Here is a 19,031-nt window from a genome sequence, read left to right on the forward strand (position 1 = left end):
ATTTTGTTCAAAATCAAATCTTTAGCCAAACGTTTGATTGTCAGCTTATTAACGGTAGGTTTAATTGTACAGCAACCTATAAATGTTCCAAAAGCTGAAGCAGAAAATGTAAGCGTTATTACGGGATTATCTGCTATCCCAGAGCATAACTTTTTGAATCTGTCATCCGATTCGACAAATCGAGAGGAACTAAATTTCAACACAGGTTGGTTATTCAAACGTGAGGATGTAAGCGGATCCCAAGAGGCAAATTTTGACGATAGCGGCTGGGAGGGAGTCAATCTACCTCATAGTGTGCGTCTGGAGCCGAAGATCAGCGGCGGCTCTAATCAAAGCTATCAAGGCTTTGCAACGTATCGAAGACATTTTACGCTCGACAATTCTTACAGCGGTAAGAAGCTATTTATAGAATTCGAAGGTGCGATGATCAATGCTGAAGTGTGGATAAACGGCACTTATCTAGGAAACCATCACGGAGGCTACACCCCTTTTACATTCGACATCACGAACTATGTTCAATTAGAGGGGGCAACAAACGTCATTACAGTCAAGCTTGATAACAGAGATGACCCACAAACGCCACCTGGCAAGCCGCAAAGTGGTTTGGACTTTCAATATTTCGGAGGAATTTATCGAGATGTTAAACTGCATGTCATGGACAATTTACACGTCTCCGATGCTATATACGCAAATAAGGTGGCGGACGGTGGCATCTTTGTTACTTACCCAGAGGTGAGTAAAGAGGAAGCGACGGTGCAGGTGAAGACAAATATCATCAATGAATACATGATCGCTAAGAACACCAGTGTAAAAACCACAATTGTAGACAGCAATAATCAAGTGGTTGCTACAATGGTGAGTGATCCACAGAAAATAGGAGCGGGAAGCGATTATACATTTATCCAATCGACGAAGATATCCAAACCACAGCTTTGGCATCCTGACCATCCTAATTTGTATACGGTGTATACCGCTGTGAATGATGGGGCTGCTTATGTAGATAGCTACAAGACCCGTATCGGAATTCGTCATATTCAATTTACACCTGATCAAGGCTTTCTCATCAATGGAGAAAAATTAATGTTAAATGGCGCAAATCGCCACCAAGAGTATTTGTATGTCGGCAATGCAATGCCTAATTCTGGACAGTACAGAGACGCTGTGCAGCTTCGAGAAGGCGGTTTTAATAACGTGCGAACGGGTCATTATCCACAGGATCCAGCATTCCTTGATGCGGCAGACGAGCTTGGATTGACTGTCATCTCCCCAACGCCGGGCTGGCAGTTCTTCGGAGATTCTGTCTTCCAAGAGCGTTCCTATCAAGCCATTCGGGATATGGTACGCCGTGATCGAAACCATCCGAGTATTATTATGTGGGAATCCAGCTTGAATGAAACGACATACTCGCTGGAGTATGCACAAAATGCTCATAAAGCTACCCATGAAGAATATCCGGGAGATCAGACGTACACATCTGCAGAATACGGATTCTTCGGTAAAGAAGTTTATGATGTAAACTACAAAGAATTAGATACAGCATTCAAACCACTCTTTACGAGGGAATGGGGAGACGATTGGTCGGAAAGCGCGACAAGTCCAACGGGTTATCGATCGGTACGCAAAGTAGGCGAAACCGATATGCTCAACTCCATGATCATGCGTCAAAAGGCGCTAAATGGTGAAGGCTACTTCGACTGGGCGGGCCTCAATGCCAATTCACGTATAGCCGGACATTCGGTTTGGAGCTTTAGCGACAACAACCGGGGTATGGATTCTGACCCGGCATATTCAGGCCTAGTGGATCTGGATCGGTATCCGAAATTTAATTATTATTTCTTCCAGAGCCAGCGTAATCCTGCTGTGAAGCTAAGTGGTGTCGAATCTGGACCGATGGTCTATATCGCTAATTATTGGACACCATCTTCGTCAAGAAATGTCACAGTCGCTAGTAATACGAAGCAAGTTAAGCTTTATTTGAACGATACACTCATCGCTACCCAAAGTCCCGATAGTGGATTAAAGTATGTTACCCATCCGACATTTACATTTAACAATGTGTCCTGGGCGGCGGGAACATTACGAGCTGACGGATTGATTGACGGCAAGATCGTGGCTTCTCATACCGTGAAAACACCGGGAAAGCCACATCATTTGGCTGTTGATTACGATACGAAAGGGAAGGATCTTGTTGCAGACGGTTCCGACCTAGTGATGGCTTATATTACGGTGCGGGACGCTGACAATAACATTGTTCCAACAAACTCTATTTCTGTTTCCCTAAACTTGAGCGGTCCGGGGGGACTTATCGGTAATGGTGTAACGCGAACGTTTGCCAACCCTGTTGCCGTGGAAGGTGGCGTTGCCGCTGCAATCGTGAAATCCTCACTTACGGATGGCACTTTGAAATTAACAGCATCAGCGAGTGGATTGCTCCCTGGAAGCGCTGAAATCACCAGTATTTCAAGTCAAAGTGTATTCGTTCCTGGTGGAAGTGATGGAGGTGACAACTGGTTTGAAGGTGAGAATGTTGCTTTGAACAAACCTGTAATAACAAGTAGCGAGCAAAGCGGTAATCCAGGAACAAACGGCAATGCTGGAGACGAAAATGCTGGATGGACAGCTTCAAATAGCAGCTCGGATCAATGGTGGGAAGTCGATTTAGGAGAAGCCTATAACATTACGGGATCTGAAATCGTTTGGGCGAATAAGAGCTCCAATAATCAGTACAAAATTGATGTATCTGAAGATCAGGGAAATTGGACGACTATTTTGGATAAAACCCAATATAAGACGGCAACGGCGCTGCAAAGGGATAAGCTCGTTGCTAACGCACGGTATGTGCGAGTAACGTTAACGGGTGCACAAACAGGTCAGGCTGGTTTGAATGAGATAAAAGTATTTGGAGTAGCATCGTTTCAAAATCAGGCGACGCGGCATCCAGAGTTGGTGAATGTCGCATTAAATAAGTCCGTCAGTGCAAGCAGTTCGGTAACTGGCAACGAGGCTTACAATGCAAACGACGGAATCAATGCCACTTGGTGGGAGGCTAGCAGCAATGCACCTGGATGGTGGCAGGTCGACTTGGGTGCTTCCTACAATCTTTCAGGCAGTAAAATCCTTTGGGGAAGGGATAACATCTATTACTCCTACAGATTAGAGGTATCCGCCAACGGTAAAGAATGGTCGCAAGTGGCGGGCCGCTCGGCTTCAGGTCAAGATATGAGACCAGACAACTACACGGCAACTGGCGTTAGATATGTACGAGTATTTGTAGATTCTCTTGCAGGGGGCAGTGGTACGGAGAAGCCAGCGATCAAAGAAATTCAAGTCTACAGCGATCCTAAGAACATTGCGCTTAATAAGCCTGCTACCGCTGACAGCTCGCAAAATAATAACCCTGTCTCGGCAGGTAACGATGGAAATGAAACGACTCGTTGGAGCGTAGCCGACGGTAATGTTGGGCACTGGTACAAGGTTGACCTTGGGGCGATTTATGACTTATCGGGTACCAGGGTGAAATGGGAAATGGAGAATAAGAATTATGGATATCAAATCGAGGTTTCGGATGATGATGTAAACTGGGTGTCAGTAGCGAAAAAGTCAAGCTCACAGCAAGTACAGTTTGACTATTTCACTACACACGCAAGATATGTTCGAATCCAAGTGACGGAGTTGTCCGATAGTTGGGCGAGCTTCTGGGAATTTGATGTTTATGGCGCGGTTCCGGTTGATACGTCGTTGATTCCACAATCGCAAATGACAGCTACGGCAACGAGTGAAGAGACAAGCGGCGAGAATAATGACGCTTCGCAAGCCATCGACGGTAATTCGTCAACAATCTGGCATACGAAGTGGGATTTGTCTAATCCGCTGCCACAGTCGATCACCCTTAATCTTGGTAATACGCATGTCATTTCGAAACTAAAGTATTTGCCAAGACAAAATGGGGCACAAAACGGAAATATTACTTCTTATGAGATATTAACAAGTTTGGACGGAGTTAACTTTACACCTGTTACAAGCGGAAGCTGGGATGATGACAGTACTGAGAAAGTCGCGGATTTCGTTCCGGTTGCTAGTAGATACCTGAGACTTACTGCTATTGAAGGTCATGGTGGATTGGCTTCCGCAGCAGAGATTAACATCATGAAGAATGAGATGGAGGAGGACTATCAAGCCCTTGTAGCGCTCATTACAAGTGTGCAAAGTAAGCACGATAGTGCTGTAGAAGGGAATGAAGAGGGTCAGTATCCAGAAGGTTCAAAACAAACATTGCAAAAAGCTATTGATCAAGCGAAGAAAGTGCGCGATAGCTTATCTGTGGCCCAGCAGCAATTGCAGCAAGCGGCGAATGACTTAATTGCTGCCTTGCAAGTGATGGAGGAGAGTATCAATAAACATGAGATGGTTCAATCGATCAGGATTACAAGTGGATCATCAGTGATTACGACTAAGAACGGAACTCTCCAATTAGGCGCTACCGTGCTGCCTACCAATGCTAATAGATCCGTAACATGGGCTGTGTATGAAGTAGATGGTATAACAGTAACGGACAAAGCGACCATCGATCTATCCGGTTTGCTGGCAGCTGTGAAAGATGGTACCGTGAAGGTTGTAGCTACAGCAACGGATGGCTCAGGTGTTCATGATGAAATGGATATTACCATAAGTGGTCAAACGGACATTATCGATCCAGGCACTGATCCAGTGAATGTTGAAAAGATAAACATCACAAGCTCAGGAAATGTGTCCACGATTACTTCTAAGAACGGAACCCTGCAATTAGGCGCTACCGTACTGCCTGCAAATGCTACGAATAAGTCAGTAACATGGGCTGTATACGGAGTAGATGGAATCACAGCAACGGATATCGCAACCATTGATGTATCCGGTTTGCTCACGGCTGTAAAAGATGGAACTGTGAAAGTGGTAGCTACAGCAATGGATGGTTCTGGTGCTCAAGGTGACATGGTTATTACCATAAGTGGTCAAATGCAAATTATTGATCCAGGTACAGGTCCAGGAACGGGCGTAGATCCAGGCAATCCAACGACACCACCGGCGAAAGAAGATCCACATCGTTATGTTCCAGTGGGAAAAGAACTGCAAAGTGAAACTGCACAGAATGGAACAACGAGCCTGACCATTAACATTGATAAGGAAGCTTTAGCGAAGAAATTAGAAGCACTTAACAAAACTACAGGAACCCCTAATCTCGATATTGAGATTCCAGGAGTGAATTCATGGAATGCAGTGAATCTTCCACTGGATGTCTTGTACAACAGCTTGAAAGCAAATAAGGACACAATCATAACACTAAGAGGCCATTTAGGCAGTTATGAACTTCCGCTTGCCAATCTTAATCGTGAAGAACTTGAGAAAGCAGCTAAAGTTGCGGGTGCAACCTTAATCATTCGAATGGATAATGTGACTTCACAGCATGAGCAGAAGTTTGAACAATCCATAGTAGAAAAAGGAATGAAACGAGTAAGCGACATCATCGCGTACAAAGTCATTCTTAAATCGAATGATAAAGAAGAAGAGCTTCAACGTTTCGGAAATCCGTTTATGACACGTGTCATAAATATGGATGGCGTTATTCAAGATCCATCGACTGCGACCGCTGTTATATTCGATCCGGTTACAGGACAAATGCGTTTCGTACCATCGGTGTTTAATGTGAAGAACGGCAAGAATGAAGTCTCGATCTTCGGACATGAAAATGGTCTATACACCATCGTTCAGAACAAGAAAACATTCGATGATATGGTTGGACATTGGGCGCAAAAGGATGTTGAGACCTTAGCCTCCAAGCTGATCATTAACGGAATGACGGATCGGACGTTTGCACCAGCAGGACAGGTCACGCGTGCTCAATTTGCGGCACTGTTGGTAAGAGGAATAGGGTTAACTACGGAGTCATTATCGAATGTATTTGCAGATGTTAGTGCCACGGCGTGGTATGCGGAGGACGTGAATATAGCTGCGAAACTCGGGTTAGTTCAAGGCATAGGCGAAGAGAAATTCAGCCCGGATACAATCATTACAAGAGAGCAAATGGTCGTGATGATCATGAACGCCGTTCAGCTCGTTCAAGGAGATTATAGAGTAGAAGCTCAAATCCGGACTCCATTTGCTGATCAGGACCAAATCTCTGATTATGCTAGCGAAGCGGTAACAGAAGCGGCAGAGAAAAGATTAATTAATGGGAAAACAGAAACAACATTTGCTCCACAAGACGCAGCCACACGTGCTGAGGCAGCGTTGATGATTAAACAGCTTTTGCAATATTTGAAATTTATGAATTAAGTATTATTAAATAGGCTCGGTTCAAACGATAAGTTTGAGCCGAGTTTTTTTGTTTCGTTGGAGCATCTAAGTACTCAGTCAGTTAATGGAATTGAGAGAATGAATTCAGTTCCTTCTCCTGATTTACTTCGTACATTTACATCACCGTTCATCGAACGGATCAGTTGATAAGAAAGCGTAAGTCCCAATCCGGTACCTTTGCTTTTAGTTGAAAAATAAATGCTTCCCAGTCGATCCATCTGCTCGCTGCTCATACCAACCCCATTATCAATTATTATTATTTTTGCGAATTGGGATTGACGCTCAATACGGATGCTCACAATACCTGTTGAATGAACAGTGCAAGCTTCTATCGCGTTTTTGATGAAATTTATGAATAGTTGTTTGATTTCAGTAGGATTTGCAGATACATATAGTTTATCCTCCAAGGGGTGCATCTCCAAAGTAACGTTATTCATATTGGCGTACGGCGTTATGATATCTACAATTGAGTAGATTTGCTGCACAAGTTCAATTTTCTCTACCATTGAATGATTGGGTTTAGCTATCGATAAATATTCAGAAAGAATAACTTCTGTCCGCTTAATCTCTTCAAGGCAAATTTCAATATATTTCTGACTCTTTTCTCTTGTGATCGAATCATCCTTCAATAATTTTAAAAATCCCATAACGGCTGTAAGTGGATTACGGACTTCATGAGCTAGAGAGGCTGCGACATGAGCAATCGTTTCCGATTTTTCACTTTGAAGATACCTGAGATATAATTCCTTATCAGAAACTGCTTTATTAAAAAGGGAAATCAATATCCAAATTCCAAGGAAATTTTGTACTGGCATAACGAGGATATTGAACTTTAAATGCTGTATCGTGTATTGGTATTCCGTTGCAAACATAGTACCTATTGGAATAATGGAAAAGCATATCCCTGCAATGAGTGTAATAAGCTTTCGGTACTCGGAACGACGACGGTATAGATTGGATAACAATGCGGATAAGGAGAAAGTGATGGAGAGAATAATTATCGCTGAAAATAGTCCCTGTCCACCTATAAGGAGGCGGTATACTAGAAACTCAACGAGAAGAAACACTCCAGTAGTTATGCCGCCATACACCATTCCGAAAAACATGATCACGTAACGAATGTCGAATATGATTCCATTTTGTACACTGACAGGAAAGGTCATCGACATAAAAAGACATATCATGCAGGTGATCGTGATAAATTGTTTTGAATAGTTAACGGCTTTGTCACGATAGTAAATGGTATAAAGGACAAAAGGGGTTAGGGCAAACAATAATTGCAGTAAAATATCCTTAACATACAGCATATTAGCCCTCCCAATAGTTTAGAAAGAATTTGATATACTGTTTATTCGTTGTGACTATGAATTCCTCCTTCTGAGGGAGCGGTGTAAAGGCGCTAAAAATAACTATTGAGAAGAAAGTTACATATACAGTAAGAAATATACTGTGCGTGCGAAACCTGTCGTTTAATCATTTTAAGTAAAAAGGCTGATGAACAACTTTTAGTAATTAAAAGTTGTTCATCAGCCTTTAGTTGATCATTTCATCTGAGTTTACTCAATCTTAGATATCCCACCACTGATCAGATTCACCTTGATATCAATCTTGTCGATGCTGCTTGAATCGAGCGGTAAGATTCCTTTATCATTCAGTTTGTTCCACTCTTTTGGAAGATTACGATAGAATATGCCTGAGAGTCCATATACATCGGCATTTATTTCTAAACCTTTCAAGTAAGTTTCCCTAATCTGATCATCAATTACTTTTATCGCTTTCAGTTCAATATCTTTTCGATTAAGGTTTGCGCTCAATTCCGGAAGAGTGCCCTGCATAGACACTTTAATATCGAAGATAGGTTTGCCATGCTTCATCTTGGGTTGAATAGAGAATTTAAGTTTGTTCATGACGATCACAGCAAGTACTTCTTTGTCATCTTTGATTATCAGAGGCGTTCGTTGCGTCTTTTTTTCCAGCCATCGAACCCCTAATATCTCTTTAGACTTCAGGCAACCACGAAATTGCTCATTTTGCAGAAAGCAGATCCCCGACATGCTAATGTTAGGGGAAGGTTCCTTATTACTGGTCCAGTCTGGCGCAATTTCAAGAAAAGGTAATCGAACCGTTTCGGCTTTCTCTCTCCATTTCCATATAAACTTGTACAGATACAACGGAGCGACAACCGAGCTCTGTTCATAGGTTCGCATGGGACTGTTAAGCTGCGAGTAGATCACTGACAGATCGGCGATCGACGGGGTAGTCAGCACTTCTTCCATAGGTTCGTTGGTTGCCATGGTCCAAACGGTATATCGAAATTCATAATATCGATCCCAAACGTCCAATACTTGATTGATGACGCTACCCTTCTTTAGCGCTGCTTCACTAAATACGATTGTTTTCACATTACTCCAGATAATTCTTTGTGGACTAGTGGCATATAAATTAAATATTGCCGCATCAAACGAATCTCCTTCTGCTTTCCCTATGAAGGTTTTTTGTTCTTGGCTCTGCCCCGCCTCTTTTTTCGCAATGCCACTAAAGTTAACCATTTGAATATAAACAACGACTTTGTTATCTACATAATCGACGCCTAATGTATTCACATAGATCATATGCTCAATTTCTTTTGATCCCCAACAACCTGTAAGCAGCATGGAGAGCAGAGCAGTAACAAGCATGCACCGGATCAATTTCATAATCGATCTCGTCTTCCCGTATTGTCCGTGAACTTTCCCTTTCCCCACGGCATTCTGAAAATAACTTTATAAAAATCCTTCCAGTGAGGCGGGGATAGAGGTGAAAGATAGTAGGTGCCGAAAGAACGTAAATTGACCATAAAGAGGATCAGTGCAAGCAGACATGTCATCGTACCAAACAACCCCAGAAACCCGCTAATGATGAGAATAGCAATTCGAAGCAAGCTAACAACGCTAACTAATGACTGGTTCACCAATGTAAAGGTAGCCAATACTGAAATGGCTATAACCACAATCGTACCTGGACCTGCAATGCCGGCACTAATGGCTGCCTGACCAATGATTAAACCTCCTACCACCGATAAGGTCTGACCATAAGCGGTAGGTAATCTCATTCCTGCTTCCCGAAAAATCTCAAATAAAATGAGCATCACAATCGCCTCCAAGGGAGCCGGAAGAGGTACGCCTTGTCTCGAATTTACTAACGTTGCAAGCAGCGTAAAAGGAATTTGATCTTGATGAAATGTTGTGAGCGCGATCCAAAAACCGGGTAAAAACAAGGAAAGCATTACTCCGAATACTCTTAACAACCTAGTAAAACCAACAAAGACATTTACCATATGTGCATCTTCCGAAGTATTCAACAAGAAGCTAAAGCTCACTGGCGCTATAATCACAGTAGGCGAACCATTCGTCAAGAGCACAAATTTGCCATGAAGCAGTGAATTCGCAGCATAGTCAGGTCTTCCAGTATATGCGAATAATGGAAAAAACGAAAATCCAGTCAGACTTTCTTCAAGCTGGGTGCTACTCACCAATCCCTGGATTTGAATGCCGGTTAGTTTTGACTTGATCTCATCTAGTACATGAGGTTTAATCGTCTCCTTGAGATATAAAAGATGAACTTCAGTCGCGGTTTGTATTCCAATACTGAATTGTTCAACAGCCAATAATTCGGTCTTAAGTCTTTTTCGAATAAGAGCAATATTGGTAAATGATTCTTCCGTAAAACCATCCTTAGGCCCTCTTGTGGACACTTCTGTATTGGGTTCTTCAGGTTGCCGTTTAGGTGGATCAGCTAATTTCACAACATAGTATTGATTCGATGGCGTAAAAAGAAGGAAAAGATCACCATTAAGCACAGTATCAATCATCGAAGCATTAATCTCTTTTGATGGAAGGGGGGTCATGTGAAACGGAACCTTTTGCATAAGATCGAGTTCATTCGATGTGAGAATAGATTCCGGGATCTTTTTTAATTCAGGGATGATATATTCTTCCACTTTGATTTCATCGCACAACCCCTGGCAATACACCAGTTGAACGGCATTGTCCGAGTCAGACAAAAAGATAGTTAGTCTCTTAATGTCTGAACTTGAACCAAATACTCGTGTGAACACATCCTCGAACGTATTGGATTCCTTTTGCTCAGGCACTTTCATGATGTTGCTTTCCCCTTTCGTTGAGCCAAGCTAATCAGCCCTGCAATAATTACAGAAAAAGCGAGTACCCCCCATAAAGAAAAGGGAAGTACATAGTGAGCTAACATACTCAGAAAAAATTGGTCACTAAATGGAATGGCTGTGAACACTACAATAGCAAAAGATATGCTTCCAAGAACCAACATTTTCACTTTTTTGCTTTGAATTTGGAGTATATCGAGAATTAGAAACATAGTTAGAGAAATTCTCAGAAAAGCACCACTGAACCATTGATAAACGCTAAAAAAATCTAGATGCTCAATGTATCGTCCAATCGTCAGCAATCTCCATTCTTCATAAGCGGGAAATCTGAGTTTATTAGCCTCATCCGGACCAAATTCAACAATTGCACCAATTATCGGACCCATGGTTAGACCTAAGATAAGCAGGATCATGATCATAAACGATAGATATGACAATCGCGATTTGATGTGATGTTGCATAAAGAAAAGCATGATGACCTCAACAAAACCTGCTCCTACGTACACGCTCCCTTTCCAAACGGGCTGCATACCGTGCTCAAGCATCGGTCTTAATAAGGAATAATCTTTATGAGTTGTATTAGAGAACATTATAAAAAAACCCAATATAATAACAAAAGGCAGCAAAATAGCAGCGGTATTCGCGAGGGAGTGAATACCTAAATAAGCATTTATCACAGAAATCAAAAGTAATACGAACGTAAGGACCAGTATAGGTGTCTCTGGTGAGAAGGTCAGATGCACCCAGTATACAGTGTCTCTAGTTGTAATCATGCATAAGACAAACAAATATACACTAGCGACTACCGCAAGAATACGGCTCACGATAGGAGGGTAAGCTTTAGCCAGCCAAGCGAAAAGATGCTGTTTTTTGATTTTTGTAGTACTAATGTGCAGGATAAAGATCCAAACTAGCGCACATGCCCCAGCAAGCAGCACTGAGATCCAGGCGTCACGTTTTGCCGCGTCCAATAGGATGGGGATGATAATGACATGATTTAGAAGGCCTGTACTCAGCATAATAATCATGATGGATTGAATAAACGTAATATTTGTTTTGATTTTCCTCATCCTCCTAAATAAACCGGACCCACCGTCTACCTTATAATGCCATTCTTGAAGGTGATTTATTCTGGAGAATTGAGCAGTGCAAAACGTAAAGAGCCGAGCGGGTCCTGTGGCTACTTTAGCTTTGTACTGGTCATACTTTTGCACGAAGCTCTCTTTGTCTAGCAATCCGATATCATTCATATGATTCAGCCAGCGGAAATACTCTTTCTCCTCCGGACGGCGAAAGTGGTAGATCGCCTCATGTGTCTGTTGATCTACGTAATATTCCCCGTCATCCGAACCGCCTGTCGTTGCAACAGCAGGGTTAGTAACGGAAATGTACATATGCCAATCATCCGCGTTCAGGGAGACTCCGATGTTCTTGTTGCCGTTCTCATCAGTTGGATGTTTCTCAAGATAGGCTTTAATTAGATTCTCATAATCGGTGACTGTTCTGATTTCAGGGTATCCGGCTTCCTTCAAGACGCGATGTTGAAGCTCAAATCCACCGCCAGCCACGAATTTCTTCTCATCAACCGCTGCCCAGGTAGGCGCTAAAAGATAATCAAAGCAAAAATATAGTTACGATGACTAGTAATTTCTTCGTGGCTGGATATCGTAGGGGATAGACTTTTACCAGCTTTTCCTGGCTTCGGCGGACAGATTAAAGATGGAGTATTGCATGCTCGATTTCTACCAAAGTTTATAGCGGCAACTGCATTTGGAGAAATTAATGGTGTAGTGACAGAACGCATAGAAAACCTTGCAATATTATTTAAAACTGCAAAGCTTCCCTACGTTATTAAAAAAGATATGCAAGCGTATCTAATCACACATTCCGTATCAGACATTGCCATGTTGAGCTATCCTCCAATGCTTAAAATGGTGCTTAAATTTCCAAACTTATTTTTGGACCTTTTCTTTATGACATGGCTACGAACTAAAATGGTTAGGGATATGATGTTGCCGGATTATGCGAATAATGCTAACAATGAGATTGTGCAGCTGAGTAATGATTTAATGAAATTTTTAAGTCAACATGATATCAAATCAGAAATACATGTTCAGTAATTTTTTGTTAAAATATTATAGTATTGTGGAGGGGCTTGTAATGAACATAATTAATCTAATATATGACAAGTAAAAGGGGGACGCTAAGTCCTCTTTTTTTGTCTGTAATTTCTTTATATTTCCATTTATAACCACAAAAGAACAATACTTTTTGGGGTAAAACCTTTAATTTGAACAGATTAAATTGTACGTAAGCTATGATAAACTTCTATTTGAAATCGCTTACAATTATATAAATGGAAGGATGTGGTGATCTCGGGAGTTTTACCAAACAACAAAGAAAACCACAGACGATTGCTTGGAATACTAGAGGTCAGTCAAGTAGTATGTAATCAAAAAAAACTTAGGAGGTAGATTATGTTTAAGATGAATAAGAAAATCTTGACTGTATTATTCGCAGCTACTATGAGCTTTAGCTTGTTTGCAGCAACTACAAATGCAGCGACAGATTATTGGCAAAATTGGACTGATGGTGGAGGAACAGTAAATGCTACGAATGGATCAGGTGGGAATTACAGTGTTACATGGTCAAACACCGGGAACTTTGTTGTTGGTAAAGGCTGGAATACCGGATCACCAACAAGGACAATAAACTACAATGCCGGGGTCTGGGCGCCGTCCGGTAATGGATATTTGACACTCTATGGGTGGACGAGAAACTCACTCATAGAATATTACGTCGTTGATAGCTGGGGCACCTATAGACCAACTGGAACATTTAAAGGTACCGTGACCAGTGATGGTGGAACATATGACATCTATACGACTACCCGAACCAACGCACCTTCTATTGACGGCACTGCAACTTTCACTCAGTTCTGGAGTGTAAGACAGTCGAAGAGAGCAACTGGGAGTAATGTTGCTATCACTTTTAGCAATCACGTTAATGCATGGAAGAAATATGGAATGAATTTGGGAAGTAGTTGGGCTTACCAAGTGTTAGCTACTGAAGGATATCAAAGTAGTGGGAGCTCTAACGTAACGGTGTGGTAACAGGTAAACTGTAGCCTCTTAATCGATGATAATACTAAGGACTGCCGGTCTCACAACCGGCGGCCTTATTTATTCCGAAAGAAGACTTACATACTACTAACGACTTATTATGTTCCTATCCGTTCAAAGGAGATAAATCAATGAGAAAACTATTGAGTTTCCTATTCATAGCAACAATAGTTGTTATCAGCGCTTGCTCACAAGAAAAGCCTGAAACGAGTAATGACAATGTATTTGTTAGGGGAGGGACTTTTATAGACACAAAGTCCAACTACAATGGTGCAACCCTATCGAACTTTTATATCGGTAAATATGAGGTAACTCAAAAAGAATGGATTGAGGTAATGGAAAGTAATCCCTCAGAATTCAAGGGCGACAATTTGCCGGTTGAAATGGTTAGCTGGTATGACGTTGTTGAGTACTGTAATAAGCGGAGTATAAAAGAGGGTTTAACACCCTATTACAATATAGATAAGAATAAAATAGATACAAATAATAAGAGCGAAAACGATAATATAAAATGGACCGTAACGATCAATAAAGGTGCTAATGGTTATCGATTACCGACAGAAGCAGAGTGGGAATATGCTGCAGGTGGAGGTCAATTAAGCAAGAGTTACACCTACAGTGGGAGCAATAATGCAGATGAGGTAGCATGGTATTGGAAAAACGCTGGAGATAAATACTTATCGGGAGAATGGAACTGGCCTATCATTGAAAACAACAATAATAAAACAAAAAATGTTGGTGTCAAACAGCCCAACGAGTTAGGACTTTATGATATGTCAGGGAATGTAAGGGAATGGTGTTGGAACTGGTATGGGGATAGGGGAAGCGATGTCGGATATTACCGGGTTGTGAAGGGCGGCGGTTGGATCGGCAACATCACCAACAACGAGATATCTTTTCAAGGCAAGTTCGACGCAAATGGCATGGGACCTGATCAAGGCTTTCGTGTGAGTCGTGGTGAGTAAACGGCGGGAAGGTTATTCTCTTTTAAGTTAAGACTCCATTTCGTTTATTTCCAACTACAAAAGATCTAAACTTTTCACGGTATAAGCTTTAGTTTATGCATATGAAAAAATTAGGACAATGATAGAATCTGATTGTTTCCGCTTATATTAATAAATATGGAATAAAAAGGAGGTTAATCAAACGGGTTGCACAGCATCTTAGTAAGACTAGTTGCAGTATAACCAAGAGGAGGACAGCAAATAAAACAGAAGAGAATGCGTTTATTTTTAGTAATCATTATTTGTTTTATGCTTGCATTGCCTGCAGTATGTGTAAATGCCGCAACAACGATCACATCTAATCAAAGCGGCACCCAAGACGGCTACTACTATGAGCTATGGAAGGATTCCGGTACCACGAGTATGACTCTTGATAGTGGAGGTACATTCAGTGCTCAGTGGAGCAACATCGGAAATGCTCTGTTCCGTAAAGGTAAGAAGTTCGATGAGACCCAGACACACCAGCAAATTGGAAACATAACTGTTAACTACAGTGCCAACTACCAACCAAACGGCAATTCGTATTTATGTGTCTACGGATGGACCGTTGATCCACTAATCGAATATTACATCGTTGATAGCTGGGGGAGCTGGCGTCCGCCTGGTGGAACGTCTAAAGGTACCATTACCGTTGATGGGGGAACGTATGACATATATGAGACTACCAGAGTCAACCAACCTTCAATTAAAGGCACAGCAACCTTTAAACAATATTGGAGTGTCCGGACGACCAAACGTACAAGCGGAACCATATCTGTTAGTGAACACTTTAAAGCGTGGGAGAGCAGAGGAATGTCAATGGGGAAGATGTATGAAACTTCGCTTACGGTAGAGGGTTATCAAAGTAGTGGAACAGCTACCGTGACTAGCAATACAATTACGATCGGAGGTAGCGGAGGTACGAATCCGACGCCAACGCCTAATCCGACTTCAACGCCAAACCCAACCTCCACACCAAATCCGGGCACAAGTACAAAAATAGAAGCTGAAAATATGACCAAAAGTGGTCAGTATACCTCCAATATAAGCTCACCATTCTCTGGAGTGGCTTTATACGCCAACAATGATCTAGTGAAATTTACACAGAATTTTACGACCGGTACCCATAATTTTTCACTCCGCGGGGCTTCAAATAACTCCAATATGGCGAGGGTCGATTTGAAAATCGGCGGGGTAACCAAGGGCACCTTTTACTTCGGGGGAAGCAGTCCCGCCGTTTATACTCTAAACAATGTCAGTCATGGAACCGGAAATCAAGAGATCCAGCTCGTCGTAACAGCTGATAACGGGACATGGGATGCTTATCTTGATTATCTGGAAATCCAGTAATATTCCAAACACGGAAAATGGAGACGGACTGCTTAATGTAGAGACAAAATGAAAAAAAGCAACCTACCAGCCATGAATGGTGGGTTGCTTGCCTTGTATAAACGGAAAATTTATTTATCTGTTTAAATTACAACTTATCTTTTAACAACAGTCTCACCTTCAATTAACACAGGCTGATAATAAGTGTTGTTTGGAAGGTCTTTTTTTCCTTGTAGTTTCTTAATGACCCAATCCGCTGCATCGCGTCCCATGGCTTCTTGTGGGTGTGTCAAGGTGGTTAGTTTGATGTTCGCGTTTTTGGCGATATAGGAATTGTCTTGTCCGATAATCGATAATTCATCCGGAATAGTGATGTCCAGCTGTCTGCAGGCATGAACCACTTCCAACCCAACCTCGTCGTTATAACAAACAATAGCAGTGAGCGTATCTCTATTTTTATTCAGAAAATCCTTCAAGTCTGTAGATAACGTCTGTTTTGTCTCCGTATTGAATGAAAAAATCTGCTCAGGATAAAATCGTAATTTGGATTCTCCGAGTGCTTTAATATACCCTTTCATCCGATACTTTCCTTGTAAATCATCCATTTTTGCAATAAGCCCTATTTGGGTGTGCCCTTTGGTTATCAACTCTTTTGTTGCCAAATAGCTGGACTGCACGTCATCAAGACAAAGGTACGGCAGTTCTATTTCTTCATAAAAGGCATTAATCATTATAATCGGAATATCCTGTTCCTTAAAAGAAAGGTAGTAAGCAATATTGGGGTTATATAGATTGCTTTTCGTCGGTTCAATAATTAAACCATCTACACCGTAGGACAGCATCATTTCAAGGGCCTTTTTTTCTTGAGCAACATCGTTATTTGTACTAGCTAATAGTAGAGAATAATTATCCTCATTTAGTCGACTCTCGATCCCACGGATAATGGAAGGAAAGATATAGTCGGAGATATAGGTCGTGATTACGCCGATCGTCTTCTTATGGGAACTCCCGCCGGTCTTCGAACGATATTGGTTGCTGACATAAGTACCAGACCCTTTTTCGCTTCGCAGGAAGCCTTCGTTGGAAAGTTCTAAAATTGCTTTTCGAACAGTCTGCCGGCTAACTTCGTACATGGACTGCAAGGCAGATTCAGTAGGGATTTGTTCACCAACATTGTAATCTCCCGAAAGGATTTTGCTTTTTATGTCATCTAATATCACTTGATACTTTGGTTTCATGTAATTCCTCTTTCCATTCTTGTTCGCTAAGTTATTCGTATATTCGGTAAATTTGTATGTACAAATTATAGCATGACAACGAAAAAAATAGAAAGGGGCTCTTTTTTTATACAGTTAAATCATTATTATCTCCATATTTGTATGTATATATAACTATTCAATTGACAAATGTACGTACAAAAAATTATACTATAGCTGTCAATTAAGAAAGCAAATTCTTATCATGACCTTTTAAAAAAGCGCTCTCAGAGAGGTGACAAACGTGATATCGAATCGATTAAGCATCGAACAAGCGATTAATAAGGGAGAAACTTCGCTTGGTATTGAATTTGGGTCCACGCGCATTAAAGTTGTACTTATCGATCATAGCTTTCAAACGATCGCTTCTGGAAGTTACGAATGGGAAAATCAGTTGAAGGACGGTTTTTGGACGTACAACTTGGAAGATATTATCAAAGGTCTGCAAGACGCCTATCGCGAGATGAAGGAAGAAGTTGCACAAAAATACGGAATCACCCTGCAAACGGTTGGTTCAATCGGTTTTTCTGCAATGATGCATGGATACATGGCTTTCGACGAGCACAATGAACTGCTTGTTCCATTCCGGACTTGGCGTAATGCAACTACGGGTGCGGCTGCCAAAGTATTGACCGATCTGTTTGGGTTTAATATCCCAGAACGCTGGAGCATAGCTCATCTTTATCAGGCGATTTTGAATGAAGAAGAACATGTGCCACAGATACGTTTTGTTACGACACTAGCAGGATACATTCATTGGCTATTGACTGGAAATAAAGCACTTGGTGTTGGTGATGCATCCGGTATGTTCCCAATTGATGAAACTACAGGAAATTTTAACGCTTCCATGATACAGCAGTTTGATGAACTGGTTGCAAGCAAAGCTTATCCGTGGAAGACCAGTGATTTACTTCCTAAGGTGTATGTTGCAGGAGAGCAAGCAGGTATTTTAAGCGAAGCGGGAGCTAAAATTCTGGATCCATCGCTGCATTTACAATCAGGTATTCCGCTTAGTCCTCCAGAGGGGGATGCTGGAACCGGGATGGTTGCAACGAATAGCGTAAGAAAACGCACCGGGAATGTATCAGTAGGAACCTCTGTTTTTGCCATGATTGTATTAGAAAAAGAACTTTCCAAGGTTTATCCGGAAATTGATATGGTTACTACTCCGAACGGAAGTCCAGTGGGCATGGTTCATGCGAATAACTGTTCAAGTGACCTCAACGCCTGGCTCGGGTTATTCCGCGAGTTCTATGAAGCCATGGGACACAAAGTGGATGCCAATAAATTGTACAGCGTGCTATTAAAAAAAGCTTTGGAAGCAGATCCTGATGCCGGTGGATTACTAAGCTATGGTTATCTCTCAGGAGAGAATATTACTGGGTTAGAACAAGGTCGTCCGCTATTTGTCCGCTCGCCGGAGAGCAAATTCAATCTGTCCAACTTTATGCGTACGCATCTATTCAGCGCCTTTGGTGCTTTGAAAATTGGAATGGACATTTTGACGAAGGAAGAGAATGTAGCCATTGATAGTATTTTAGGTCACGGCGGTTTATTTAAGACTCCGGTAGTGGGCCAAAAAATGATGGCAGCTTCAATGAATGTTCCTGTTTCCGTAATGTCGACTGCCGGTGAAGGCGGTGCATGGGGAATGGCTATTCTTGCCGCTTACATGATGAATAAAAATCAGAAAGAAAGTTTAGAAGACTTCCTCGATCAAAAAGTGTTCAAAGATGTTAAGGGGGAAGAAATTCATCCAGAGGCAACCGACATTAAAGGATTTGAAACCTTTATCGAACGTTATAAAAAGGGTCTGGCGATTGAGCAGTCCGCTGTTGACAATTTAGTGTGA

The 19,031-nt window shown here is 41.7% G+C and carries 11 protein-coding genes; 6 read left to right on the forward strand and 5 right to left on the reverse strand.

The window, feature by feature from the left end:
• Positions 1-3: 3 nt before the first annotated feature.
• On the forward strand, positions 4-6,309 hold the full coding sequence (locus NYE25_RS04810; protein ID WP_341145259.1) for a discoidin domain-containing protein: 6,306 nt from the start codon (positions 4-6) through the stop codon (positions 6,307-6,309).
• A 74-nt stretch (positions 6,310-6,383) separates the two neighbouring features.
• Here NYE25_RS04810 and NYE25_RS04815 read toward each other — a convergent pair whose 3' ends face one another.
• The 4 genes from NYE25_RS04815 to NYE25_RS04830 form a co-directional block, all read right to left on the reverse strand.
• Positions 6,384-7,637 carry a HAMP domain-containing sensor histidine kinase gene (locus tag NYE25_RS04815; protein ID WP_341145260.1) on the reverse strand — a complete coding sequence of 418 codons (1,254 nt, stop codon included), beginning with the start codon at positions 7,635-7,637 and terminating at the stop codon, positions 6,384-6,386.
• A gap of 249 nt (positions 7,638-7,886) precedes the next feature.
• Entirely contained in the window at positions 7,887-9,026 is a 1,140-nt protein-coding gene (locus NYE25_RS04820) for a Ger(x)C family spore germination protein (protein WP_341145261.1), read from the reverse strand.
• On the reverse strand, positions 9,023-10,468 hold the full coding sequence (locus tag NYE25_RS04825) for a spore germination protein (RefSeq protein ID WP_341145262.1): 1,446 nt from the start codon (positions 10,466-10,468) through the stop codon (positions 9,023-9,025). The genes NYE25_RS04820 and NYE25_RS04825 overlap by 4 nt, the downstream gene beginning before the upstream one ends.
• Complete coding sequence (locus tag NYE25_RS04830) at positions 10,465-12,057, reverse strand: endospore germination permease (RefSeq protein ID WP_341145263.1); 1,593 nt, start codon at positions 12,055-12,057, stop codon at positions 10,465-10,467. The genes NYE25_RS04825 and NYE25_RS04830 overlap by 4 nt, the downstream gene beginning before the upstream one ends.
• Before the next feature lie 159 nt (positions 12,058-12,216).
• Between NYE25_RS04830 and NYE25_RS04835 the strand changes: the two genes are divergently transcribed.
• From NYE25_RS04835 to NYE25_RS04850, 4 genes are all read left to right on the forward strand, one after another.
• Complete coding sequence (locus NYE25_RS04835; protein WP_341145264.1) at positions 12,217-12,609, forward strand: hypothetical protein; 393 nt, start codon at positions 12,217-12,219, stop codon at positions 12,607-12,609.
• A gap of 357 nt (positions 12,610-12,966) precedes the next feature.
• On the forward strand, positions 12,967-13,602 hold the full coding sequence (locus NYE25_RS04840; RefSeq protein WP_042188200.1) for a glycoside hydrolase family 11 protein: 636 nt from the start codon (positions 12,967-12,969) through the stop codon (positions 13,600-13,602).
• Positions 13,603-13,742: 140 nt separating this feature from the next.
• Positions 13,743-14,576 (forward strand): formylglycine-generating enzyme family protein, encoded by an 834-nt coding sequence (locus tag NYE25_RS04845; RefSeq protein ID WP_341145265.1) that lies wholly within the window; start codon positions 13,743-13,745, stop codon positions 14,574-14,576.
• 240 nt (positions 14,577-14,816) lie between these two features.
• Positions 14,817-15,944 (forward strand): glycoside hydrolase family 11 protein, encoded by a 1,128-nt coding sequence (locus NYE25_RS04850; protein WP_341147683.1) that lies wholly within the window; start codon positions 14,817-14,819, stop codon positions 15,942-15,944.
• A gap of 134 nt (positions 15,945-16,078) precedes the next feature.
• On the opposite strand, the gene NYE25_RS04855 is transcribed toward NYE25_RS04850, so the two are convergent.
• A complete protein-coding gene (locus tag NYE25_RS04855) occupies positions 16,079-17,161 on the reverse strand; it encodes a GntR family transcriptional regulator (protein ID WP_076286978.1) in 1,083 nt (360 codons plus the stop codon).
• A 262-nt stretch (positions 17,162-17,423) separates the two neighbouring features.
• Here NYE25_RS04855 and NYE25_RS04860 point away from each other — a divergent pair, with 262 nt between their 5' ends.
• Positions 17,424-19,031: a xylulokinase gene (locus NYE25_RS04860; RefSeq protein WP_341145266.1), complete on the forward strand. Its 1,608-nt coding sequence runs from the start codon at positions 17,424-17,426 to the stop codon at positions 19,029-19,031.

The organism is Paenibacillus sp. FSL E2-8871 (assembly GCF_038000345.1).
Lineage (GTDB): Bacteria > Bacillota > Bacilli > Paenibacillales > Paenibacillaceae > Paenibacillus_AQ.